Consider the following 24,457-nt stretch of genomic DNA (forward strand, 5'->3'; position numbering starts at 1 on the left):
TGCTTATTCAACGGATGGATTTCACGGCATGCTGGATGCTAACGCTACCCATATTTCCCTGACGATCGAAGGCGCCTCGGTCGACCTTCAGGTCCTCAGTTTCGTTGGCCGCGAAGCCCTCAATCAGCCCTTCTGCTTCGATATCGAACTGGTCAGCGCACGTCCCGACCTCAAGCTCGAGGAGCTGCTGCACAAGCCGGCCTGCCTGACCTTTGGCGGCTTAGGCAAAGGCAGTGGCAAAGGCCTGATCCATGGCCTGGTGTACCGCATCGCCCAGGGTGATTCCGGGCGCAAGCTGACCCGCTACAGCATCAGCCTGACCCCGCAGCTCAACTACCTGCGCCACAGCTTCAACCAGAAGATCTACCAGCACCTGAGCGTGCCGAAGATCATCGCCCAGGTCCTCGAGGCCCGCGGCATCCTGGCCGACGCCTACAGTTTCCAGCTCGGCGCCACCTACCCGGAGCGGGTCTACTGCACCCAGTACGACGAATCCGACCTGCACTTCATCCAGCGCCTGTGCGAAGAAGAAGGCATTCACTTCCACTTCCAGCACAGTGCCGGCGGCCACAAGCTGGTGTTCGGCGACGACCAGACGGTGTTCCGCAAGCTGGCGGCGGTGAACTACCAGCAGGACTCGGGCATGGCCGCCGAGCAGCCGGTGATCAAGCGCTTCAACCTGCGCCTGGAAACCCGCACCAGCCGCGTCAGCCGCCGCGACTACGACTTCGAGAAACCACGGCTGCTGCCCGAAGGCGCGGCCAAGTCCGGGGTCATGCCGGACCTGGAAGACTACGACTACCCCGGCCTGTTCACCCAGCAGGCCCGCGGCAAGCAACTGGCGACCCGCGCCCTGGAACGCCACCGCAGCGACTACCAGCTGGCCGAAGGCAAAGGCGACGAGCCGAGCCTGGTCAGTGGCCACTTCCTGACCCTGGCCGAACACCCGCGCAGCGAATGGAACGACCTGTGGCTGCTGCTGGAAGTCATCCACGAAGGCAAGCAGCCGCAGGTGTTGGGCGAGAACATCACCAGCGACGTCACCAGCCACAAGGACGACTTCCACCAGGGCTACCGCAACCGCTTCCTCGCCACGCCCTGGGACGCCCACTACCGCCCGCCGCTGGAACACCCGAAACCCAAGTCCCTGGGCAGCCAGACCGCCGTGGTCACCGGGCCCAAGGGCGAAGAAATCCATTGCGACCAGTACGGGCGGATCAAGGTGCAGTTCCACTGGGACCGCGACGGCCTGGCCGACGACAACACCTCCTGCTGGGTCCGCGTCGCCAGCGGCTGGGCCGGCAAGGCCTACGGCGGCATCGCCATCCCGCGGATCGGCATGGAAGTGCTGGTGACCTTCCTCGAAGGCGATCCCGACCAACCGCTGGTCACCGGCTGCCTGTACCACAAGGAAAACGTGGTCCCCTACGACCTGCCGGCGAACAAGACCCGCAGCACCTTCAAGACCCTCAGCTCGCCGGGCGGCAAGGGCTATAACGAACTGCGCATCGAAGACAAGAAAGGCGCCGAGCAGATCTACCTGCACGCCCAGCGCGACTGGGACGAAAACGTCGAGCACGACCAGCGGATCCGCGTCGGCAACGAACGCCACGACACGGTCGAAGCCAACACCCTGACCGAACTCAAGGCCGAAGAACACCGCATCACCCACCTCGACCGCAAGAGCGAAATCCGCGCCAACGACCACCTCACCGTGGCCGTCACCCAGCACGCCAACATCGGCACCGCGCAATTCGTCGAGGCCGGCCAGGAGATTCACTACAAGACCGGCAACATCGTAGTCCTGGAAGCCGGCGCCGAACTCACCGCCAAGGCCGGCGGCAGCTTCGTCAAGCTCGACGGCGGTGGCGTGACCATCAGCGGCGCCGATGTGAAGATCAATTCCGGGGGCGCGCCGGGAACGGGATCGGGGCTAGCGATTTTACGGCCCTTGCCACCGGGTGCCGCCGACCAGGATAAAGCCGGGGCACTATTGGAAAATGCTCCCCGTAGCCATAAAGCGCGTTATCTGCTTCAGGATGAGAAAACAGGTACGCCATTGGTAGGCATCCCTTACACATTGAAGCTGGCTGATGGCACCCGTATTGCCGGTTATACCAACGAAGAAGGAAAAACATTTCAGGCTCACAGCACTAACCCGGCTGAAGTGGAGTTATTAACTCCCGTTCGCAAGCCAGAGCCTGAAGAACCATTGATCAGGGCGGGTGAGAGCGCACCAAAGGAAATGACCCTTGACTTCAAAAACGCCAATCCGGAGGGCTGACAAATGGCGGTAATGCAACCACCTCAAACCCCGCAGGGCTGTACCAGCACCAGTATTGAAGGCACCGTCAAACAAGCGCCATTGCCCAATCCGGATAACAAACCGTACTTGATGGAGAAAGCGAATTACGCTTCGCGGTTTCCGAAGTTGTCCATCAAGAAGGCAAAGGACGGTGGTGTCACAGGCCTGGAACTCAAGCAACTTGTCATGAGTGGCTTGGTCCGTGCGGACGAGTACCGCTGGGATTTCCGCTGGGACTATAAAGCGGAAGTCTGTTTCGACATGGCATCCCTTCCACCCAAACCATTTCTCAGTTCCTCGTGGCTTGGCGAGGATAAGAAGCCCGATCCATTGCGGCGTCATACCTTATTTCCGTTTCCCAAAGGATCGGTCAAAGGCTTACTACGACGCCCGGACGTCATCATCGTAAAAGACCGGAGCCTTCGTTGGCCAGGACAAGCAGGTGCAGATCATCAGGGCGTTGCTCACCCCGATAATCTGGAGCGGTTGGTGGAGGTGAAGTTTCCGGGGGACAAGCTTTACCCCGATCAGGAACGAGCTTATTTGCTGATAGCGGGTGGGCGCCGTCGATTTTCGGTTCTTGAAATCAATGACTGTCGCGATGATGGTGATCGCGAACGAGACCGGCAATACAACAGAGAGCACAAGCCAACGGGTGAATTCAATCCTCAACAATGGCCGACACTGTTGCCTCCCCCTCGAAATCCGGATGAGCCACCCCGACCTGCGCCTGTTCCAGTTCCAGCCTACGGGCCAGCGTCAACACCGAGACCTGCTCATGTGGAAAGCTGGACCCAACAGGTTCAATCCGCGGTAGATGGCCTGTTGGAACAGGGTGCTCAAGGTATTAGGCAACTGTCCCAAGAAGTCCAACAGCATCTGGAGGATGCTGCAACTTGGTTGGGAATTAAAGGTGAATGGGTTCGTCGTGAGTCGCAAAAAGCGTGGGAATGGATAAGTGAGACCGGTGCGCAGGTAATTCGCTGGACGGATGAGCAATTGCGAGCCATCTGGAAAGAGGTACAACGATATACAGATATTACCTTGGAGGCTCTGCGCGAAATCGACTGGGTACAGGTGATGATTGACGTGGGTATCGTCGTCGCAACCGTGGTTGTGGCTATTGCAGTAGGGGCGGCAGTTGTCGCCGCAGGCATCCCAGCCAGCATCGTGGCTGGTCTGCTGGTCATTGTTCGTTTGGCCCAAGTTTCCTGGGCCTTGCTGGTCACAATTTTGGGTGGTGCGGCAGTCACTGCCACGGCCACTGCCGGCTAAATGAGAGAGCGCATGAACGCATTAGAAAAGCTGGACCAACAAGCACCCGACCTTGTTTTCGAACTGCCGGACGGGAAGCCCGTCGTGAGGCTAGGTCTGATCCTCACTCTGTATTTCAAACAAGGCTACACGAGCGAGACCAAAGAAAACGTCCTAGGGTGTTTCCGCCGTTTTTACGAAGAGTATCAGTCCTGTCTCAAATGTATGGTCTACGGCCGCCATCAAAAGTTGACCTCTGCCCATTTCGAAAAAGCTCAACAGGCCATTTCAAAGAGCGATGGCAATGAAGAGTTCAGTTTTTTCCTAGGCAGTGCTCCTGAGGAAACAGAAGCCGACGAATACTCCCTTTCTGCAATGAATTCGTTTGAAATTCATGGTGACAAACTCCGTTCTTACATCAAACTTGTGATGCCCTGGAGCCTTCTCAAAGAGCCTGGCGGTCGTTTACGGTTTCAGGAGTGGGTCGTCTATTTGTGTGACCAGGTCAAGGCAGAGCACGGATACGGCGGTTTATCGAGCATCTTGCCTTATGACTACCACAGCTATATCCCCACCGAGTATCAACTGGCTCAGCAGTATTGCGGGCTGGAAGTTGACTCCATGCCCCATGCCTCGTCAATCGAACTGCTGGATGTCATCAAGGGGGTCAACTGGTTCACCGTTTTAGGCAAAGAGTTTGTGGATTACCTGGGCGGTGAATCATCGCTTCGCCATGCGTTCAGCGGGCGCGGTGATATTGAGGTATTGACCTACAGCAACGGTCTTATCATTCAAGCGGGTGAGTATCCGGAGCTCGGAAAACTGGAGGATGGCCCTCCGCCGTCTTACGTAGCAGTGAATAAAGTAATCAAACCGATCCGCATTCAAAACCCTGATCAATTGCATCCATATTCACCCTATGGAGATGGCTTTGAGGAGGATAGTACCGCTCGCTGGTATGCGCGGTTCGATCAGGAAGATGCCCAGTCAAAGATTCCCGCACGCCTTGAAGCCGGCCAGCCTTGCAGTGTAGCGGGGTACTGGTTTACTCCCGCTAAAGCCAACTCCCGACGCTATTTCAACCTGGGGGAGACGATGCCGAGTTTCACCGGTTCGAATTGGGGCGATACGCTTTGGTATTGGTCGGCTGAGAAGTAAAAAACGAGGAGTGCACTACGCATGTCTTGAGAAATCTCTACGGGCAGATGCCCGACCTGATTCCAAGCTGAATGCTGCTCTCAAACGATATTTCATGTCGTCCGCATTTTGAATGAAAGTGCCCCGCAAAGAGGGGCACTTCAAGTTCCCGCAGTGGTTGTAATTAAGCTCGAACCTTCCAGCCCATCACGTCCATCAGGTCGCAACTGTCGCGAAGCAGAATGGCGCTGGCGTTGGCCATGTGTTGCAGATCGACGCAGTCGGCATCTTTCAGTTCTACCCGTGCGAGGCTTTCCATCAATTGGGTGACGGCGAGCAGGCGGGCGCTGCTATTGGCGTGGAGGACATCGAGCGGGGCGTTTCTGTCGATCAGCAGGCAGGGGATCGTGCAGTCGATGCTGGTGAGGGGGATGTATTGCTTGTTCATGGGTAACTCTCCTTGTTTTCAAGAAGCCGCCCGGTATCCGTCGCCAAACAAATGAGGGTGGCAGCTGTGCGCGGGTTGGCGAACCGGTGAAACTCAAGGAAAGAACCGGCAGACCCGAAGGTCTCCCACGCACAGCCACCATTGAGCTTTTGCGAAGGCATAGCTTCGCAGAAGGCTAAAGGCACTGAGGTGCTTTTCCAAAATTTCTTTTCCAGGTCGCCAAACCCGGTCGCCATATGGGCGAGCGGGGACTATAAGGTGCCGGCTTCAGGAGGCGCAAATCGAGGTTATTTGCAAATCTTGCAGGATCAGTTTCGTAGTCAGTCCTCTCCCTCGTGCTGCAGTTCGAACAGCAGCAGCGAGCGCCCGGTCACCGAGTACTGGTGGCCGAACTCGAAGCGTTCCTGGCCTTTCACCGAAGGCTGGTTGGTGTCGAGCATGCAGGTCCAGAAGCCGCCATCGGGCACTTCCGGCAGGCAGAAGTTGACGATGTCGTGATGGGCGTTGACCACCAGCAGCAGGGTCGCGTCGGCGCCGGGGCGGCGGATTCCGGTTTCCTGGGCGCGGCCGTCGAGCAGCATGCCCAGGCAGCGGCCGTGGCTGTCCTGCCATTGTTCGATGGTCATTTCGCTGGCGTCCGGGGCGAGCCAGGTGACGTCCTTGACCCCGATGTCCTCGTTGTAGTTGCCCACCAGGAAGCGTCCGCGGCGCAGGATCGGATAGGCCATGCGCAGCTTGACCAGGCGCTTGACGAACTTGAGCAGCGACTTGCCGTCGTCGTCCAGGTCCCAGTTGACCCAGCCGATTTCGCTGTCCTGGCAATAGGCGTTGTTGTTGCCGTGCTGGGTGCGGGCGAACTCGTCGCCGGCGACGAGCATCGGCGTGCCCTGGGCCAGCAGCAGGGTGGCGAAGAAATTGCGCATCTGGCGCAGGCGCAGCGCATTGATCTGCGGGTCGTCGGTGGGGCCTTCGACGCCGTGGTTCCACGACAGGTTGTGGTTGCTGCCGTCCTGGTTGTCCTCGTCGTTGGCTTCGTTGTGCTTGTCGTTGTACGACACCAGGTCGTGCAGGGTGAAGCCATCGTGGGCGGTCACGAAATTGACAGAGGTATAAGGCCGCCGGCCGCGCTGGTTGAACATCTCGCCGGAGGCGGTCATGCGCGCGGCGAAGTCGGCGAGCTGGCCGTCGTCGCCTTTCCAGAAGGCGCGCACGGTGTCGCGGAACTTGTCGTTCCACTCCACCCAGCCCGGTGGGAACCCGCCCACCTGATAACCGCCGGGGCCGATGTCCCACGGCTCGGCGATCAGCTTCACCTGGCGCAGCACCGGGTCCTGGCGGCAGGCTACGAGGAAGCTGTGGCGCTCGTCGAAGCCATCGTGATAACGCCCGAGAATGGTCGCCAGGTCGAAGCGGAAACCGTCGACGTGCATTTCCGTGGCCCAGTAGCGCAGCGAGTCGGTGACCATCTGCAGCACGCAGGGGTGGCTCAGGTCGAGGGTATTACCGGTCCCGGAGTCATTGATATAGAAGCGTTTGTCGTCGGGCATCAGGCGGTAGTAGGAGGCATTGTCGATGCCGCGCATGGACAGGGTCGGGCCTTGCTCGTTGCCTTCGGCGGTGTGGTTGTAGACCACGTCGAGTATCAGTTCGAGCCCGGCTTCGTGCAGGTGCGCGACCATTTCCTTGAATTCGGCGATCTTGCCACTGGCCAGGTAGCGCGGGTCGGGGGCGAAGAAGGCGATGCTGTTGTAGCCCCAGTAATTGGTCATGCCCTTGTGCAGCAGGTGCTGGTCGTTGACGAAGGCATGGATCGGCAACAGCTCTACCGAGGACACCCCGAGCTTGCGAATGTGCTCCAGCACATCGTCGACCATCAGCCCGGCGAAGGTGCCGCGCACCGCTTCCGGCACCGAGGGATGACGCATGGTGAAGCCGCGCACGTGAGTCTCATAAATGATCGTTTTGTCCCAGGGCACGCTGACCCGATGATCGTGGCCCCAGGTGTGGGCCGGGTCGATCACTTTGCATTTCGGCACGAAGGGCGCGCTGTCGCGCTCGTCGAAACTGAGGTCGGCATCGGGATGCCCGATGGTGTAGCCGAACAGTGCCTCGGACCATTTCAGCTCGCCCACCAGTTGCTTGGCATAGGGGTCGATCAACAGTTTGTTGGGGTTGAAGCGATGACCGTTGGCCGGGTCGTAGGGGCCGTGCACCCGGTAGCCGTAGATCAGCCCGGGATGGGCGTCGGGCAGGTAGCCGTGGAAGATCTCGTCGGTGTATTCCGGCAGTTCGATGCGTTCCAGTTCGACTTCGCCCGTGGCATCGAACAGGCACAGCTCGACCTTGGTGGCATTGGCCGAGAACAGCGCGAAGTTGACCCCCAGGCCGTCCCAGGTCGCGCCGAGCGGGAAGGGCAGGCCTTCGCGGATGCGCGAGGGTTCGGTCGCTGGCGAGGTTTTCGGCGTGGTGGCTGTTTTGGACGTGGTCATGGAGGCTCCTGGGAATCAGATGGGCGAACAGGCTCCCTGTGGCGCACGGGCGCGCCACGCACATGGGCAAGGCCGGCAGTGGAGGGTGGCGCGAGCGCCTTGGCGAAAGGTCGTCAGCTGGCCGCTGGCTTGCGCGGTGCTCGTGGCTTTTTCGCCGTGCTGCTTTTGCCTTCGGGCGGCACCTTTTCTCCAGGAGGCGTCCTTTCTCCAGGAGGCACAAGGGGTGCCGCCGCCGCGGGTTTGGTGACGGCCTTGGGCTTTGTCGCGGGCTTGCCAGGCTTGGCGCTGGCGGCGCGGGTCGCCCTGGGTGGTTTGCTCGGGGCCAGGGCCTCGGCTTCGGCCAGCTTGCGGGCCATTTCCCAATGCCGGTGTTCCTGGCCGTCGGGCCGGCCTTCCGATTCCCAGATTTGATAGGCGAACTCACGAATGCGTTTGTCGTCGGTACTCATCGCAATGCTCCTGAACTGAACTCAAGTTTGGATGAAGAGGTTGACCGGGAAATCCCGCAATGCGCTGCTGATCATCAGATCCTTGTGGGGTGTGACTGCCCCCGTGGAAAAAAGTCCTTTCAGGTTTTGTCCTGGCGCGGCGAATGGCAGATGCACTCGCGTATCGCCCCAATCCGGCGCGTCGACCCGGGGGTGCGCGCCGCTTTCCAGCAGCCCGGCGACCAGCCTGGGCACTATCACCACGGCGCGCTGGCCCTGGTGTTCGCGCATGAAGGCCAGCACCTTGTCGGCGTGTCGGCCCTGTACTTCCAGCGGCTGGTAGGTGCCCCGGCGAAACAGCTGCGGGTACTCGCTGCGGCGCTCCAGCGTGGCGGCGATCAGGGCCTGCTTGATGCGCCCGTCGCGCCAATTCGCCAACAGTTCCATGGTTTCGCCGCAGGGGTCCAGAGCCTGCTGTCGGGTGGCGAAGTCCACCGGGCGGCGGTTGTCCGGGTCCACCAGGCTGAAGTCCCAGAACTCGTTGCCCTGATACAGGTCCGGCACGCCGGGCACGGTCATGCGCAGCAAGGATTGAGCCAGGCCGTTGAGGGCGCCAGCGGGCGCGATGCGCTGCACGGCTGTGCCTATGGCGCTGCGCAACGGCAGGCCCTCGGGGCTGAGCAACAGCCGCTCGATAAACTGGTGGACTGCACTTTCATAGGCCTCGTTGGCCGCCGCCCAGCTGCTGTGCAGCTTGGCTTCGCGCAGGGCTTTTTCCTGCCATTGCCAGAGGCGCCGGGCATAGTCCCGCAGGCCCTGGCTGTCGTCGCTGTGCAGTTCCAGTGGCCAGCTGCCGAGCAGGGCCTGATAGAGAATCAGCTCGTCACCGGCGCCGGGCGCCTGGGGATCGCTGCGCAGGGCCTGGGCCAGGCTGCGCCAGTGTTCGACCTGTGCGACGTACCAGGGGCTGAGTTCGCTGAGCACCGCCAGGCGCGCGCGGGCATCTTCGCCGCGCTTGTGATCGTGGGTGGCGCTGGCCAGCAGGTTGTCGGGGAAGGTCGCCAGGCGCTCGCGGCAGACCGCGTGGAAAGCTTCCACCGGGGCGCAGAACTGCTCGGTGGAAAAACCCACGTCGTTGCGCGACAGCAGCACCGCCGAGCGATAGAGCGCGGTGTCTTCCACCGCCTTGGCCGCGGTCGGCGAGGTCAATTGCTGGAAGCGCACGCAGGCATGCTTGAGCACCTTGCGCTGGCGCCCCGGTGGCAGCTGGCGCCAGCCGCGGCCGCCGAGCCACTGTTGCAGGTAGGCCAGCACCGGCCAGTCGGCTTCGCCCAGGGTGTCGCGGGCGCCTTGCAGGGCCTGCTGGAAAAACGCCTCGTCCGCCGCCGAGCGCCCGCAGGCGCCGATGTAGGTGCGGTACACCGGGAAGTGCACGATCAGTTCCTGCAAGGCGCGGCGGATGGCGCCCAGGGTCAGGTCGCGGCTCATCACGTCGTTGCGCGCCACTTGCAGCAGGGCCTGGGCCACGCTTTCGAAGTCGCTGGCCAGCGAGCCGTTGAGCAACTGCTGGCGCGCCAGCCGGGCTTCTTCGAGAAAGGCCGCCGGGCGTTCGCTGTGCCGGCTCCAGAGTTCGGCCAACGGCTCGGCGCCTTGCGGGTCGTGTTGCAGCAGCGACAGCTGGTTCATGAATTCATAGCCGGTGCTGCCGTCCACGCACCAGTCGCGGCGCAGGGTTTCGCCGGCGCCGAGGATCTTTTCCACGTAGATCGGCAGGTGCTGGCCGGGGCGCAGCGCATCGACCCGGCGCCGCAGTTTGCGGCAGTAGCCGCGGGGATCGGCCAGGCCGTCGATATGGTCGATGCGCAGCCCGTCCACCAGGCCGGCGGCGATCAACTGGAAGATTTTCCCGTGGGTGGCCTCGAACACCGCCGGGCGCTCGACCCGCAGCCCACCCAGTTCGTTGATGTCGAAGAAGCGCCGCCAGTTGATGTCGTCCGCCGCGGTGCGCCAGCTGGCCAGGCGATAACTCTGTTGCTCCAGCAGGGCGTGCAGGCGGGCGAAGCCCTCCGGCTGGCGCGCGTCATACTGCGCCAGCTGCTGCTCGATGGCCGCGCGGACCTGTGGGGCACTGGCGGCGTCCTGCAATTGCCGCTGCAAGGGTTCGGCCTGGGTGTGGGCGTCGGGTTGGTAGCGCAGGGTGCTGAAGGCATCGGCCAGTGGCTTGAGGCGCTCGGCCGATTCGGCGTCGAGCTCGCCCGGGACCCGCAGCAGCTCGCCATAGTCGCTGGGGCAGATCGGGAAGTGATGCTGGTAATGCTCGACATGGAACTCGCCCCGTTCGGCATCGAAGCACAGCCGCAGCGTGCCTTCCTGCAGGGCCACGCCGTAGTCGCTGCCGAGGAACGGCAGCAGCAACTGGCCTTCCATCAAGGGGTCGGGGGAATGCCACTGGATATCGAAGAATTCGCCGTAAGGGCTCAGGCGGCCCCAGCGCAGCAGGTCCTGCCACCAGGGATTGTCCGCACCGCCGACCGCCATGTGATTGGAGACGATATCCAGCAGCAGGCCCATGTCGTGCTGGCGCAGGCTGCGGACCAGGCGTTCCAGCGCGGCCTCGCCACCCAGCTCGGGGTTGACCCGGGTCGGGTCGACCACGTCGTAGCCGTGCATCGAGCCGGCGCGGGCGCACAGCAGCGGCGACGCGTACAGGTGGCTGATGCCCAGGCGGGCGAAGTAGGGCACCAGCGGCACTGCGTCGTCGAGGCTGAAGCCGCGATGAAACTGCAGGCGCAAGGTAGCCCGCACAGGCCGGGTCGTCGCTTGGTTCATCGGTCGCGCTCGTGGGCCTGCAGCCGGGCGCAGGCCAGCAGTTCCAGGCGGCGCGCGGCGTCCGGGTCGTCGAGCAAGGCCGCGCTGCTGCCGGCCAGGCGCCGGCGCCAGTTGGGATGGCTGTCGAGGGTGCCGGGCAGGTTGGCCTGTTCGTCGATGCCCAGGGCGTCTTCCAGGGGTAGCAGCACCAGCGGCGCACGGGTATGGCCGAGGAAGCGCACGCTGGCGTCCACCACCTGGTCGGCTTCGTGGGTGGCTATGTGGGGAGCTTCGCGAAAGTTCTGTGGGTCGCGGCTCAGGGCGTGGCGCAGGCCCTCGCGTTCGCGCTGGCGGTGTTCGCGCCAATGGGTTTCGCCGCTTGCGTCCACCAGGCCCAGGCGCGCGCTCCAGTCGATGTCGCGGCCCTGCCACCAGCCGTTGAGGGTCGGCAGGTCGTGGGTGCTGGTGGTCGCCAGGGCGTTGTCCGGCCAGTCGAGGATCGGCCGGAAATGCGTGCCATGCTCCTGCTCGAACAGCAGCACGCGCATGCCGAGCATGGCCCGCGCGCTGAGTTTTTCCCGCAGGCCGTCGGGCACCGTGCCGAGGTCTTCGCCGAGGACGATCGCCTGGTGCCGGTGCGACTCCAGGGTCAGCAGGCGCAGCAGGTCGTCCACCGGGTAATACAGGTAGGCGCCGTCGCAGGGCGGGGCGCCGAGGGGGATCACCCACAGCCGCTGCAGCCCCATCACATGGTCGATGCGCAGGCCGCCGGCATGGGCGAAGTTGGCCCGGAGCATTTCGATAAAGGCGTGGAAGCCATTGCGCACCAGGCCCTCCGGGGAGAAAGCGGAAATGCCCCAGCCCTGGCCCTGGCGATTGAGAATGTCCGGCGGCGCGCCGACGGTCAGCGCCGCCAGCAGTTCGTCCTGGCGGCTCCAGGCCTGGCTGCCGCCGCCGTCGGCACCCACCGCCAGGTCGGCGATCAGGCCGATGCCCATACCGCTGCTGCGGGCGGTGCTCTGCACGCGCTCCAGGCAGCGGGCGATCAGCCATTGGCAGAAGGCATAAAAGCCGATGTCGCTGGCGTGTTCCACGGCGAAATGCGCCAGCGCCGGGCTGCGCGGGGTGCGCCAGGCATCGGGCCATTCGCGCCAGTCGAGGCTTTCGCCACGGGCCGCGCGCTGGGCCTGGATGGCTTCGAAGCGGCAGTGGTTTTCCAGGGCCTCGCCGCTGGCGTGGCGGAAACTGGCGAAATCCTGGTGCAGCGGATGTTCGCCCTGGCAGAAACCTTCATAAAGCGCGCGCAGGACTTTCTGCCGAGCCTGGGCCGCCACCGGCCAGTCGACCATCGGCTGTTGTTCCAGCTGTTGCAGCTGCGGCCCCAGGCCACTGGCGTCGATGGCGCTGCGCCAGGCCCGCTCGCCGAGAATGGTCCCGGGCGCGGCGTACAGGCTGTTGAGAAACAGCCGGCTGGACGGCGAATAAGGGCTGTAGCGTCCGGTGTCGCTGCTGAACATGGCATGCAGCGGGCTGATGGCAATGGCCTCGGCGCCCCGTTCGCCGGCGACCCGGACCAGGTCTTCCAGCGCCTGGGTATCGCCATAACCGCCATCGCCGCTGCGGCGCAGCGAATACAGCTGCACGCTCAGGCCCCAGGCGCGGGGCGTGGCCTGGTCCACGGCGTCGGCGACGCTGTAGCAGCGCTCGGGCGCCACGGCCAGGGTGAAGTGCTGGCCGGCGATGCTCACCTCCTGGTAACCCACCGGCACCAGGCCCGGCAGCATGGAGTTGGCGTCCAGCTTGAGGTTGAGCACGCTGCCGTCTTCCAGGTGGATTTCGCAGGGCGTGTCCGGGGCGAAGTAATGCCCCAGGTCCAGGCCCTGGCCGGCATCGGCGGTCAGCAGCGGTGGCAGTTGCCGGCTCTGTTGCACCTGTAGCAGCTGGCGCAGGCTGGCTTCGATCTGCTGGTCGTTGTCGGCCGGATGGCCGAGGCTGGCCAGCACGCTTCGCAGCACCCGCGGCTCGACCCGTTGCGGGCGGCCGTTGGCGTCGATCCAGTCGACGGCCAGGCCGGCTCGGCTGGCGAGGATTTCCAGTTGCGCGTCGCTCATGGGCGTTCTCCGTCAAGGTCAGGCAGTGGGGCGGCCACGCCGAGGCTGACCAGTGCGCTATAGGGGGCGAGATAGCCTTGCTGCAAGCGTTCGAACGCCTGGGCCGGGTAATCGAACAGGCGCTGCGTGGTATTCGGTGGCCGTTGCTCGACCTGGTGCGGGCTCAGGTTGAGGTCGATGCGCAGCTCCTGGCCATTGCCCAGGCGCCAGCGGGCACACAGGGCGCCCTCGGCCAGCACCTCGGCGCCCAGGGCTTCGGCGCCGGGCAGGCAGGGCACGATGTGCTCGCGGCGCAGTTGCAACAGTTGGCGATACAGCGCCAGGGTCTGTTCGCCCTGGGCTGGGTCCGCCTGCGGCCTCGACGCGAGGAAGGTGTCCGGCGCGTTCGGGTCGGGAATCTGCTCGCGTTTATGCGGATCGGCGAAGGCGCTGAAGGCGGCGAATTCGTCGCGCCGGCCTTCGCGCACCGCATCCGCCAGTTCGCCGTGGTGGCTGGTGAAAAACAGGAAGGGCTGCGGCGCCGCCAGCTCGTCGCCCATGAACAGCAGCGGAATCATCGGCGACAGCAACAACAGCACCGTGGCCGCCCGCAACGCCTGTGGCTCGGCCAGGCGCACCAGGCGTTCGCCGAAGGCGCGGTTGCCGATCTGGTCGTGGTTCTGCAAAAACAGCACGAAAGCGCTGGGCGGCAGGTGGCCGCTGGGTTCGCCGCGAGCGGTGCCGTGGCGCGTGACATGGCCCTGGTAGGCGAAGCCCTGGCTCAGGCAGCGCGCCAGTTTCTCGGTGGGGCGTTTGGCGAAGTCGGCGTAGTAGGCGTCGGTTTCGCCGGTGAGCAACACATGCAGGGCGTTGTGGCCGTCGTCGTTCCACTGCGCATCGAAGTGCTGCTCCAGCAGGCTGGCCTGGTTGTACTCGTTTTCCACGGTCAGCCAGACCTGTCGCGCCGGGTCGATCCGTTGGCGTACCCGCTGCGCCAGTTCGGACAGGAAGTCCGGGTCGTCGATCGCATGCACCGCGTCCAGGCGCAGGCCGTCGAAGCGGTACTCCAGCAGCCACATCAGGGCATTGTCGATAAAGAAGTCGCGTACCGGCTGGCGGCGAAAGTCGATGGCCGCGCCCCAGGGCGTATGCCGGTCTTCCCTGAAGAAGGCCTTGGCGTAGTGGTGCAGGTAGTTGCCGTCGGGGCCGAAGTGGTTGTAGACCACGTCGAGCATCACCGCCAGGCCCAGGCCGTGGGCGCAGTCGATCAGGTGCTTGAGGTCGTCGGGCGAGCCGTAGGAGGCTTCCGGCGCATAAGGCAGGACGCCGTCGTAGCCCCAGTTGCGATCGCCGGGAAACTCCGCCAGGGGCATCAGCTCAATGGCGGTGATGCCCAGCTGGGCCAGGCGCGGCAAGTGTTTTTCCACTTCGCGGTAACCGCCCAGCACCCCCACATGCAACTCGTAGATCACCGCCTGGTGCCACGGCCGGCCTTGCCAGTGCGGGTGCCGCCAGCGATAGGCCCGGGGATCGACCACCAGGCTGGGGCGATGGACATCGCCGTCCTGGGCCCGGGATGCCGGGTCGGGGACGCGGATCTCATTGTCGATGCTGAAGCGGTAGCGGGTGCCGGGCGGGCAATGGCCGACGACCATGAACCAGCCGTTGGCCTGGGGCAGCATGGGCAGCGACACGCCGTGTTCGAGTTCGACGCTGACGTGCTGCGCATCCGGCGCCCAGAGGGCGAAGCGGGTGCGCTGGGCATCGAGTGGAACGGTGCCGTGGGGCCAGGTTTCCAGTGTCCTTGACGGCATCTTGGGGTGCCCTCTCAGGGTTTGGCCGATTTTCCCAAGGCCTTGGCCACCAGCTGTTCATAGAGTTCGGCGTAGGGCTCCACCGCCTTGCACCAGTTGAAGGGCGCGGCCATGGCCCGGCAGCGCATGGCGTTGAGCAACTGCGGATAGGCGAACACCTTGAAGGCGCGGCTCAGGGCCTCTTCGTAGCTGGCCACCGTGGACTCGTCGAACAGAAAGCCGGTGACGCCGTTCTCGATGGTGTCGGCCAGGCCGCCGGTATTGCGCGCCACCGGCAACGAACCGAAGCGCTGGGCGTACATCTGGCTCAGGCCGCAGGGCTCGTAGCGCGAAGGCATCAGCAGGAAGTCGCTGCCGGCGAACATGCGGCGGGCGTCGGTTTCGTTGAAGCCGATATTCACCCCGATGCGCCCGGGGAAACGCGCAGCCAGGGCGCGCATGGCCTGTTCTTCTTCCGGTTCGCCGCGACCGATAATGGCGATCTGGCCGCCGGACTTGACGATGTACTCGGCCACGCCTTCGGTGAGGTCCAGGCCTTTCTGGTAGACCAGGCGCGAGACCACGGCGAACAGCGGACCGCTGCCGGGGTCGAGGCCGAACATCCGCCGCACATGGGCGGCATTGGCGGCCTTGCCTTGCCAGTCGCCGATGGCGAAGGGCGTGGACAGGTGCGGATCGGTGGCGGCGTCCCAGCTTTCGTCGATACCGTTGGGGATGCCGCTGAGCAGGCCTTGCTGGGTCTTGCTGGCGAGGAAACCGTCAAGCCCGCAGCCGAAGGCCGGGGTGGTGATTTCCTGGGCATAGGTGGCGCTGACGGTGGTGATGTGGCTGGCGTAGGCCATGCCGGCCTTGAGGAACGACAGCTTGCCGTAGAACTCCATGCCTTCCTGTTGCAGGGCGTGTTCGGGGATGCCCAGCTCCGGGCAGGAGGCCAGGCTGACCACGCCCTGGTACGCCAGGTTGTGGATGGTGAACAGGGTCGGCGTGCGTTGCCCGCGCCAGTGCATATAGGCCGGCGCCAGCCCGGCGGGCCAGTCATGGGCGTGCACCAGGTCCGGGCACCAGTGGATCTGCGCCAGGTTGGCGGCGATGTCGGCGGCGGCCAGGCCCAGGCGGGCAAAGCGAATATGGTTGTCCGGCCAGTCGCGGCCGTTGTTGGCGCCGTAGGGCGTGCCTTCGCGCTCATAGAGTTCGGGGCAGATCAGCACATAGATCACCAGGCCGTCGGGCATGTCCATGCGCCCGATCTTGCAGGCCGGCAGGGCCGCGTGGCCGCCCAGCTCGCCAATGATATGAATCGGGTTTTCGCTGTGCATCACCTGCCGGTAGCCGGGGATCAGCAGGCGTACATCGTGCAGGTGCGCCATGGCGCGGGGCAGGGCCGCCGAGACGTCGCCCAGGCCGCCGGTCTTGACCAGGTCGGCGATTTCCGAGGTGACGAACAGGACCTTCTTGCGATTGGGGTTGTGGTGGATCAAGGGCAGTGACGTCTTGCCACCTGGGGCGAGAATCGATGTGGAGGCCGTCTCACCGGCCAGCGGCAGAGGATGCTTTCCCTGGGTTTGCAATACGGCACTGGTCATCTGTTTCTCCCGTTTTATTGATCTGTTCCTGGCATCTGCCGGCGGTGTCAAAAGGCCAATCCGGTGGCCGGGCACAAAAACGTTGCACATGCGAAAGCCGAACGCAGCCTCATGCGTCGACGCAAAGAGGGTGAAGGGGCCATTGCAAGGATTGCACCAGTCGCGAAGGCCCTACCTTTAACCTGACCCAAGGCGTGAGCCAAAAGTTTCGACTTTATTTCCTCGGGGATGACTGTCCGGTCACTTTTTGAATTCCAGTCTAGGACAGAAGTTAGAGCGCGGGCATGACGATTAGGTTTTCTCGGGGCGAAGGTTGCGCTGCCCTGGAATAAAGCCGACGAAAGGCAGTCTCGCGCACCGGCCGGGGGCGAGGTTTTCTGGCACGGGCGCGAAAACGGTGAGGGGGATGCAAGCAGGCGGTGCGGGGAAAAACCGCCCGCGCCCGATGATGGTGCAGGGCAGTGCTGGCGCAATGCCCGAGGTGGTTTCAGCCCAGCTGACGGATCGGCTGGCCGGCGGCCCAGGCCTGGATGTCCTCGATCATCTGGGTGAAGAACTGTCGGTAGTTCTGCTGGCTGACATAACCGACATGGGGCGTGGCCAGCACATTGGGCAGGCGGCGCAACGGATGGTCGAGGGGTAGCGGCTCCTGCTCGAACACATCCAGCGCCGCGCCGGCCAGGCGCCCGCGTTCGAGGGCGCTGATCAGCGCCGCTTCATCGACGATCGGCCCACGGGCGGTATTGACCAGCAGCGCCGAGGGTTTCATCCAGGCCAGCGCCTGGGCGTCCACCAGACCGCGGCTGCGCTCGCTGAGCACCAGATGCACCGAGAGCACGTCGGCCTGTTCGAACAACTGCTGCTTGTTCACGTAGGTCACGCCGGCCGCCGCGGCCCGCTCGGCGGTGAGGTTCTCGCTCCAGGCGATCACCCGCATGCCGAACACCTGGCCGAACTGCGCCACCCGCTGGCCGATGCTGCCCAGGCCGAGAATGCCCAGGGTCTTGCCGTGCAGGTCGCCGCCCAGCCCCTGTTGCCAGAGGCCGGCGCGCAGGGCGCTGGCTTCGCTGAGCAGGTTGCGGGTCTGGGCCATGATCAGCGCCCAGGTCAGCTCCGGCGCCGCGTGCTTGTAACTGTCGGTGCCGCACACCTGGATACCCAGGCTGGCCGCGGCCGCAAGGTCGATGGCGGCGTTGCGCATGCCGCCGGTGAGCAGCAGCTTGAGCCGCGGCAGGCTGCGCAGCAGGGCCGCGTCGAAACGGCTGCGCTCGCGCATCACGCAGATCACCTCGAACGGCGCCAGGCGCTCGCTCATGGCGGCGGTGTCGCTGGGGTAGTCATGGATAAAGCTGACCTGGCCAATGCCCGACAGCAGCGACCAGTCGACGACGTCACGGGCGACGTCCTGCCAATCATCGATTACCGCGATCTGCACACTCATGAAGGCTCCAGGGAAAACGCATCAATGTGACGCCAGCCAGCCCAGCAGGGCCTGGTGGAATTGCGCCGGTTCTTCCATCTGCGGGGCGTGGCCCAGGCCCGGGAATTCGATCAGGGTCGAGTGCGGGATAAGCCCGGCCACCTGCTTGCCCAGCACCTGGTAGTTGCCGATCCGCGCCTTGACCGCCGGCGGTGCGATGTCGCTGCCGATCGCCGTGGTGTCGGCGGTGCCGATCAGCAGCAGGGTCGGCATCTTCAGGTCCTTGAACTCGTAGTACACCGGCTGGGTGAAGATCATGTCGTAAATCAGCGCCGAGTTCCACGCCACCCGCGTGTGCCCGGGCCCCTGGTTGAGGCCGGCGAGCATGTCCACCCAGCGCTCGAATTCCGGCTTCCAGCGGCCGCCGTAATAGGTGCTGCGCTCATAGTTGCGGATACCCTCGGCCGACAGCTTGAGCTCGCGGGCGTACCACTGGTCGACGCTGCGGTAGGGCACGCCGAGGGCCTTCCAGTCTTCCAGGCCGATCGGGTTGACCAGCGCCAGTTGTTGCACCTGCTCGGGGTATTGCAGAGCATAGCGGGTAGCCAGCATGCCGCCGGTGGAATGGCCCAGCAGGCTGACCTGCTGGATGCCCAGCCGGTCCAGCAACTGCCGGGTGTTCTGCGCCAGCTGCTGGAAGCTGTATTGATAGTGCTCGGGCTTGCTGGAGGTGCAGAAGCCGATCTGGTCCGCGGCTATGACCCGGTAGCCGGCGTCGCTCAAGGCCTTGATCGAACTGTCCCAGGTCGCGCCGCAGAAATTCTTGCCGTGCATCAGCAACACGCTGCGGCCGTTGGGCGTGCCCTTGGCCGGCACATCCATATAGCCCATCTGCAGGGCCTGGCCCTGGGACTCGAAGGCAAAGTGCTGCAACGGGTAGGGATAGTCGAAGCCTTGCAACTCGGGACCGTAGGCCGGGCCTTGGGCGGCGAGGGCGGGCAGGGCGGCGGTCAGCAGCAGGGCGGGTAACCAGCGGGTGAGGCTCCAGCGGGTGGGGCTTAGGGACATACATGACCTCCGAGAGAATGGGGCGATCCTGGAGCGGCGCGATTAGCGCGACATTAATAAGCAGAGGCCATCGCCAGGGCGAAACGTTCCCTTCGTGGTCATGCTTATGAGCCTGGAGGCTTGCCCCGTCAGCTCAACCGACCCAGCCGAGGGTCATCCAGGCCAGCACGCCATAACGCGCACCCTTGGCCAGGGTGACGACCAGCAGGAAGCGTTTGAGCGGTTCGCCCATGACTCCGGCCACCAGGGTCAGCGGGTCGCCGATGATCGGCAGCCAGCTCAGCAGCAAGGACCAATGGCCATAGCGCTGGTAATGGTTGCGGGCGGTTTGCAGGTGGCGTGGGCCGACGGGGAACCAGCGGCGGTCCTTGTAGCGTTCCAGGCGCTGGCCCAGCCACCAGTTCACCAGGGAGCCGAGGACATTGCCGAGGGTGGCCACGGCCAGCAGCAACCACAGGTTGAACTGGCCGTTGAGCAGCAGGCCCACCAGCACGGCTTCGGATTGCAGTGGCAGCAGGGTGGCGGCGCCGAAGGCCGCCAGGAACAGGCCGAGGCAGGCGGTGAGGATCAATGGGCCGGGTAGTCCGCGACCACCACGTCCTTGCCGTCCTTGGTCAGGCCGATGACCTGGTAGGCATCGGCGGGCATGCCGTCCATTTCCATGCCGGGCGAACCCATGGGCATGCCGGGGGCGGCGACGCCGAGCAGGTCGTCGCGTTTGCTCAGGGCCAGCACCTGGTCGGCCGGCACATGGCCTTCGACGAATTTGCCGTTGATCACCGCGGTGTGGCAAGACGCCAGGCGCGGGGCCACGCCCAGGCGCTGCTTGACTTCGCTCATATTGCTTTCGACATGGTCGTTGACCTTGAAGCCGTTGGCTTGCAGGTGCTCGATCCATTTCTTGCAGCAGCCGCAGTTGGCGTCGCGGTGCACGTCGATGGGGATCAGGTCGGCGGCCTGGGCCAGGGAGCCGACGAGCAGGGCAGACAGGGCTGCCAGGCGCAGAGTGTTGTGCATAGGGAGTCTCTTGATCATCAGGGCGCCTCGGGGGCGCGGTCTTGGGCCGACAGGGTGGCGTATTTTGCTACTTTTCTCGAGCGCGGCGCGGCGCTTGTGTTTCAACGTTATACCAAGCGCTTGTCGTCCGGGCGCCGCGGTTTGTCTGGTGCTGCGCGTTATCGTTCATCGCGGGCAAGCCTCGCTCCTACACAAGCATGTGCATTCTCTGTAGGCGCGAGGCTTGCCCACGATGGGGGCGCCGCGGTTTGTCTGGTGCTGCGCGTTATCGTTTATCGCGAGCAAGCTTCGCTCCTACACAAGCATGTGCATTCTCTGTAGGCGCGAGGCTTGCCCGCGATAGCGGTCGCATCATTTCCGTGTTCATTCGGGAGCCGGGCTCAGGATGCCGAGCATGGCCACCAGGCCGACAATCAGCAGGGCCGCCGCCAGTTCCAGGAGCATGCTGCGACGCAAGGCGGGCAGGGCCGCCTGGGGCGAGGCCCGGTGCAGCGCCTGTTCCAGCTGCGGAACCAGATGGAAGCGGTTCAACGCGGCGAACACCAGCATGCTGGCGAACACCGCTACCTTCAGGCTGAGGAGCAGGCCGTAGGTGCTGGCGCTCAACGTTGCCAGGTCCGGGCCGACGATCAGCAGGTAATTGAGCACCCCGCTGAGGCTCAGGCTGACCACGATCAGTGTGCCCAGGCTGGCAAACCCCTTCAGGGCATCGAGCAGGTGGCCCGCCTGCTGTTCGCCTTCGCAGGCGCCACGGCGCAGCAGCAGGGCGAAAGCCGCCAGCGCCCCCAGCCAGGCGCCGGCGCCCAGCAAATGCAGGATGTCGCTGCCCAGGTGCAGGTAACGCTGGCCACCTTCGCTCATCGCCCCGTGGCCGCCCCAGGCCAGGCTGGCCAGGGCGGTCGCCGTGCACAGAATCAGGCCGTAGAGGGTAAATCTCGGCCAGCCACTGCTGAACAGAAGCAGCACGCCCGCCAGCAGCAACGCCGCCAGGCGCAGCAGCCAGCTTTGGCCGACATCGGTTTCCAGCACCAGCACGGGCACCAGCGCCGGGTCCAGTTCGGCCAGGCGGGTGGCGCCACTCATCGACAGCACCAGTTGCAGCAGCGCGGCGCCCGACAGCAGCGCGCCCAGCACCAGGGTGGTCGCCAGAGGCCGGCGAAAACGCCGGCGGCTCTGTGCACCACGCAGCCCGTAAAGGCCGAACAGTGCCAGGCCGAACAGCAGCATCAGGTCGAGGTACAGGGCAAAACGCAGGGCGACGTTGATGAGTTCGCCCATGGCTCAGTTGACTTCGAAGGTCAGGTTGCCGGTGATCGGATGGGTGTCGGCGGACACCGCCCGCCACTCGACTTTGTAGCTGCCCTTCGGTAGCGGGGTGGCGGGGCTGATGATCATGCTTTTCGGATCGCTGCCGCCGGCCACGCTGGCCTTGACCGGCATCGGTGCGTGGCTCATCCCGGGCATGCCGGTCATTAGCAATCGGGCCCCGGAAAACTTGGTGGTGAGGGGTTCCGAGAATTGCAGTTCGATCTTCGCCGGTGCCGCGCCCTTGGCGCCTTCGGCCGGGGTCGAGGCCAGCAGCTTGGGGTGCGCCTGGGCGACGCCGGCGAGGGTCAGGCCGGCACCGAAAGTGACGGCAATGGCGAGATGCTTGAGGTAGGACATGCAAGGCTCCAGGCGGCATTGGCCGCGTGATGTTTTTAGTTATCTATTGAAGGGAGGTCAGAACCACAGGCGCACACCGAGCACCAGGCGGGCTTCGCTGCTGTCTTCGCCTTCTTCACGGGCGTAGTCCGCGGTCTTGCCGTAGCTGCGGCTCCAGGTCACGCCGACGTAGGGCGCGAACTGGCGGTGCAGCTCGTAGCGCAGGCGCAGGCCGGCTTCCAGCGAGGAGAGCCCCGAGCCAATGCCGCGTTGCGGGTCGTTCTTACCGTACAGGCTGACCTCCGCGTTGGGCTGCAGGATCAGACGGTTGGTCAGCAGGATGTCGTATTCGGCCTGGAGCCCCAGGGCACTCTGGCCGCCTTCGCCGAGGTAGGCGGTGGCCTGGCTTTCGAAGTTGTACAGGGCCATGCCTTGCAGCCCGAGGGCGGCCCAGGTCTGCGGCGCGCCGGGCTTGAAGTCCTGGCGCACGCCACTGACCACATCCCACCAGGGGCCGATGGCATGGCCCCAGAGCGCTTCGACCTGGGCGTTTTCGGTCCGGCCGTTAGTGCGCTCGCCCTCGCTGCGCAGCCACAGTCGGTCGATGTCGCCGCCAATCCAGCCGTTCATTTCCCAGGCCAGGGCACTGCCATCATCGGCGTCCTGGTATTCCAGGCGGTCGACCAGCCACAGCGAGTTGATCGCCTTGTCGTGCACGCCATGGCCGGCCATCGGCGGGAAGGCGGCGCGGCGGTCGGCATCGGTGAGTACCGGGATCGGCGTGCGGCTTTGGGTGGGCGCCGCGGGTTCCATGGTCTGCAAGGGTTCGCCGTCCATGCCGGTCATCTGGCTGTGGTCCATGCCCGGCATCGGGTTGCCTGGCATGGCGGAGGCCGGCATGGACGAATGATCCATGCTGGAGTGATCCATGCTTTCGGCGGCCTGCAGTGGCCCGGCGCTGAGGCCGAGCAGGGCGGCGAACAGGGTCAAGGCGTTTTTCGGCATTATGCGGCGCTCCCGGCTTCGTCCACTCGTACTTCGCGAAACATGCCCATCTCCATGTGGAACAACAGGTGGCAGTGATAGGCCCAGCGCCCCAGGGCATCGGCGGTCACCCGGTAACTGCGCTTGCTGCCCGGCGGCATGTCGATCGTGTGCTTGCGCACCAGGAAGCGCCCCTGTTCGTCTTCCAGGTCGCTCCACATGCCGTGCAGGTGGATGGGGTGGGTCATCATGGTGTCGTTGACCAGGGTGATGCGCACCCGCTCGCCATAGGTCAGGCGCAGGGGCTCGGCATCGCTGAACTTGATGCCGTCGAACGACCAGGAAAATTTCTCCATGTGCCCGGTCAGGTGCAGTTCGATGGTGCGGCTCGGTTCGCGCCCGTCCGGGTCTTCGAAGGTGCTGCGCAGGTCGGCGTAGGTCAGCACCCGGCGCCCGTTATTGCGCAGGCCGATGCCTGGGTCGGCGAGCTTCGGCGTCGGGCTCATGGTCTGCATGTCCACCAGCGGGTTGCCGTCTTCCGAGGCCGGGTGGCTTTGCATGGCGCCACCCATGGCGCCGTGGTCCATGCCTGACATGCCGGCCATGCCGCTGTGGTCCATACCGGCCATGTTGCTGGAATCCATGCCCTGCATCTGGCTGTGGTCCATGCCTTGCATCTGGCCATGATCCATGCCGGGCATGGCGCCCATGTCCATGCCAGCCATGCTGCCGTGATCCATGCCCATGTCGGCCATGCTGATCAGCGGCCGCGGGTCGAGTGGCGGCACGGTCGCGCTCAGCCCCGGACGCTGGCTCAGGGTGCCGCGGGCGTAGCCGCTGCGGTCCATGGCCTGGGCGAACAGGGTGTAGGCTTCCTGCGAGCCGGGCTCGACCAGCACGTCGTAGGTTTCCGCCACGGCGATGCGCAGCTCATCGACGCTGACCGGCTGCACGTATTGGCCGTCGGCGGCGACCACGGTCATCTTCAGGCCGGGAATGCGCAGGTCGAAGTAGCTCATGGCCGAGCCGTTGATCAGGCGCAGGCGCAGCTTCTCGCCGGGCTTGAACAGCCCGGTCCAGTTGCCGCCGGGGCTCTGGCCGTTGATCAGGTAGGTGTAGGTATAGCCGCTGACGTCCGCCAGGTCGGTGGGGGTCATTTTCATCTGCGCCCACATCTTGCGATCGGCGAGGGTGGCCGCCCAGCCGTCGCGGCTGACGTCCTCGATAAAGTCACCGACCGTGCGCTTGTGGAAGTTGTAGTAGCCGGGCTGCTTTTTCAGGATGTGCATCAGCCGTTCGGGCGCCTCGTCGCTCCAGTCGCTGAGCATCACCACGTAGTCGCGGTCGTACTGGAAGGGTTCCGGCTCGCGGGCCTCGATCACCAGTGGCCCGTAGACCCCGGCCTGCTCCTGCAACCCCGAGTGGCTGTGGTACCAGTAGGTGCCGTTCTGCCGGACCTTGAAGCGGTATTCGTAGAGGCCGTCGGGGGCGATGCCGTGGAAGCTCAGGCCCGGCACGCCGTCCATGTTGGCCGGCAGGATCAGGCCGTGCCAGTGGATCGAGGTGTCCTCCTTGAGGCGGTTGCGCACCCGGATGGTCACGGTGTCGCCCTCGCGCCAGCGCAGCAGCGGGCCGGGCAGGCCGCCGTTGATGGTCATCGCGGTGCGCGAGGTGCCGCTGTAGTTGACCTGGGATTCACCGATGAACAGGTCGAACTGCTGGCCGCTGAGGGCGGGCAGCTGGCCGTCCTCGCTGCGTGCCCAGAGCGGCTGTTGCCACAGCCCGGTGCCGGCCAGTACGCCACCGGCGGCCAGGCCCTTGATAAAACTGCGTCGTGTGGGTTTTACATGCATGCCCCAAGGCTCCCTCGATCCTGCTGGTCAGGTATGAGACGACCTTAAGCGGCGCGGCCTGTCAGAAAACTGAGGTGAAGATTACAGATTTGTCAGCCAGCGCGGCGCCACCCGT

Annotated in this window: 18 protein-coding genes; 3 read left to right on the forward strand and 15 right to left on the reverse strand. The window is 64.5% G+C overall.

Going from position 1 to position 24,457, the window contains the following annotated elements:
- Positions 1-28 precede the first annotated feature (28 nt).
- From PVZ80_RS13575 to PVZ80_RS13585, 3 genes are read left to right on the forward strand one after another with little or no spacing between them, the layout of a single operon-like run.
- Positions 29-2,284, forward strand: a complete 2,256-nt coding sequence (locus PVZ80_RS13575; RefSeq protein WP_273864058.1) for a type VI secretion system Vgr family protein — start codon at positions 29-31, stop codon at positions 2,282-2,284.
- A 3-nt stretch (positions 2,285-2,287) separates the two neighbouring features.
- Positions 2,288-3,580: a VRR-NUC domain-containing protein gene (locus tag PVZ80_RS13580; RefSeq protein WP_273864059.1), complete on the forward strand. Its 1,293-nt coding sequence runs from the start codon at positions 2,288-2,290 to the stop codon at positions 3,578-3,580.
- 12 nt (positions 3,581-3,592) lie between these two features.
- Positions 3,593-4,717, forward strand: a complete 1,125-nt coding sequence (locus PVZ80_RS13585; protein ID WP_198918801.1) for a DUF3396 domain-containing protein — start codon at positions 3,593-3,595, stop codon at positions 4,715-4,717.
- Between the two features lie 163 nt (positions 4,718-4,880).
- Here the strand turns inward: PVZ80_RS13585 and PVZ80_RS13590 are convergent, their stop codons facing one another.
- The 15 genes from PVZ80_RS13590 to PVZ80_RS13660 form a co-directional block, all read right to left on the reverse strand.
- Complete coding sequence (locus tag PVZ80_RS13590; RefSeq protein ID WP_038632173.1) at positions 4,881-5,144, reverse strand: hypothetical protein; 264 nt, start codon at positions 5,142-5,144, stop codon at positions 4,881-4,883.
- A gap of 320 nt (positions 5,145-5,464) precedes the next feature.
- Positions 5,465-7,633, reverse strand: a complete 2,169-nt coding sequence (gene glgX, locus PVZ80_RS13595; protein ID WP_041984070.1) for a glycogen debranching protein GlgX — start codon at positions 7,631-7,633, stop codon at positions 5,465-5,467.
- 113 nt (positions 7,634-7,746) lie between these two features.
- Positions 7,747-8,082: a DUF2934 domain-containing protein gene (locus tag PVZ80_RS13600; protein ID WP_273864060.1), complete on the reverse strand. Its 336-nt coding sequence runs from the start codon at positions 8,080-8,082 to the stop codon at positions 7,747-7,749.
- 21 nt (positions 8,083-8,103) lie between these two features.
- A complete protein-coding gene (locus PVZ80_RS13605; RefSeq protein WP_273864061.1) occupies positions 8,104-10,890 on the reverse strand; it encodes a malto-oligosyltrehalose synthase in 2,787 nt (928 codons plus the stop codon).
- Complete coding sequence (malQ, locus tag PVZ80_RS13610) at positions 10,887-12,980, reverse strand: 4-alpha-glucanotransferase (RefSeq protein ID WP_124313469.1); 2,094 nt, start codon at positions 12,978-12,980, stop codon at positions 10,887-10,889. Before malQ ends, PVZ80_RS13605 begins: the two co-directional genes overlap by 4 nt.
- A complete protein-coding gene (treZ, locus tag PVZ80_RS13615; RefSeq protein WP_124313470.1) occupies positions 12,977-14,773 on the reverse strand; it encodes a malto-oligosyltrehalose trehalohydrolase in 1,797 nt (598 codons plus the stop codon). The genes malQ and treZ overlap by 4 nt, the downstream gene beginning before the upstream one ends.
- Positions 14,774-14,787: 14 nt before the next feature.
- The gene (glgA, locus tag PVZ80_RS13620) at positions 14,788-16,356 is read right to left on the reverse strand and encodes a glycogen synthase GlgA (RefSeq protein ID WP_053268952.1); all 1,569 of its coding nucleotides are present in this window, start codon (positions 16,354-16,356) and stop codon (positions 14,788-14,790) included.
- 487 nt (positions 16,357-16,843) lie between these two features.
- A complete protein-coding gene (locus PVZ80_RS13625; protein ID WP_016704751.1) occupies positions 16,844-17,797 on the reverse strand; it encodes a D-2-hydroxyacid dehydrogenase family protein in 954 nt (317 codons plus the stop codon).
- Positions 17,798-17,818: 21 nt separating this feature from the next.
- Positions 17,819-18,844: an alpha/beta fold hydrolase gene (locus PVZ80_RS13630; protein WP_028682407.1), complete on the reverse strand. Its 1,026-nt coding sequence runs from the start codon at positions 18,842-18,844 to the stop codon at positions 17,819-17,821.
- Positions 18,845-18,977: 133 nt separating this feature from the next.
- Positions 18,978-19,415 (reverse strand): YqaA family protein, encoded by a 438-nt coding sequence (locus PVZ80_RS13635; RefSeq protein ID WP_016704753.1) that lies wholly within the window; start codon positions 19,413-19,415, stop codon positions 18,978-18,980.
- On the reverse strand, positions 19,412-19,861 hold the full coding sequence (locus PVZ80_RS13640) for a DUF411 domain-containing protein (RefSeq protein WP_016704754.1): 450 nt from the start codon (positions 19,859-19,861) through the stop codon (positions 19,412-19,414). The genes PVZ80_RS13635 and PVZ80_RS13640 overlap by 4 nt, the downstream gene beginning before the upstream one ends.
- A 363-nt stretch (positions 19,862-20,224) precedes the next feature.
- The gene (gene copD, locus PVZ80_RS13645; RefSeq protein WP_038632192.1) at positions 20,225-21,139 is read right to left on the reverse strand and encodes a copper homeostasis membrane protein CopD; all 915 of its coding nucleotides are present in this window, start codon (positions 21,137-21,139) and stop codon (positions 20,225-20,227) included.
- Between the two features lie 3 nt (positions 21,140-21,142).
- Positions 21,143-21,526 (reverse strand): copper homeostasis periplasmic binding protein CopC, encoded by a 384-nt coding sequence (gene copC, locus PVZ80_RS13650; RefSeq protein ID WP_009048829.1) that lies wholly within the window; start codon positions 21,524-21,526, stop codon positions 21,143-21,145.
- Positions 21,527-21,583: 57 nt separating this feature from the next.
- Entirely contained in the window at positions 21,584-22,510 is a 927-nt protein-coding gene (locus PVZ80_RS13655; protein WP_273864062.1) for a copper resistance protein B, read from the reverse strand.
- The gene (locus PVZ80_RS13660; RefSeq protein WP_009048831.1) at positions 22,510-24,342 is read right to left on the reverse strand and encodes a copper resistance system multicopper oxidase; all 1,833 of its coding nucleotides are present in this window, start codon (positions 24,340-24,342) and stop codon (positions 22,510-22,512) included. Before PVZ80_RS13660 ends, PVZ80_RS13655 begins: the two co-directional genes overlap by 1 nt.
- Between the last annotated feature and the right edge of the window lie 115 nt (positions 24,343-24,457).

The sequence above is a fragment of the Pseudomonas sp. B3G-3 genome (assembly GCF_028640915.1).
In the GTDB taxonomy this organism is placed as follows: Bacteria; Pseudomonadota; Gammaproteobacteria; order Pseudomonadales; family Pseudomonadaceae; genus Aquipseudomonas; species Aquipseudomonas chlororaphis_I.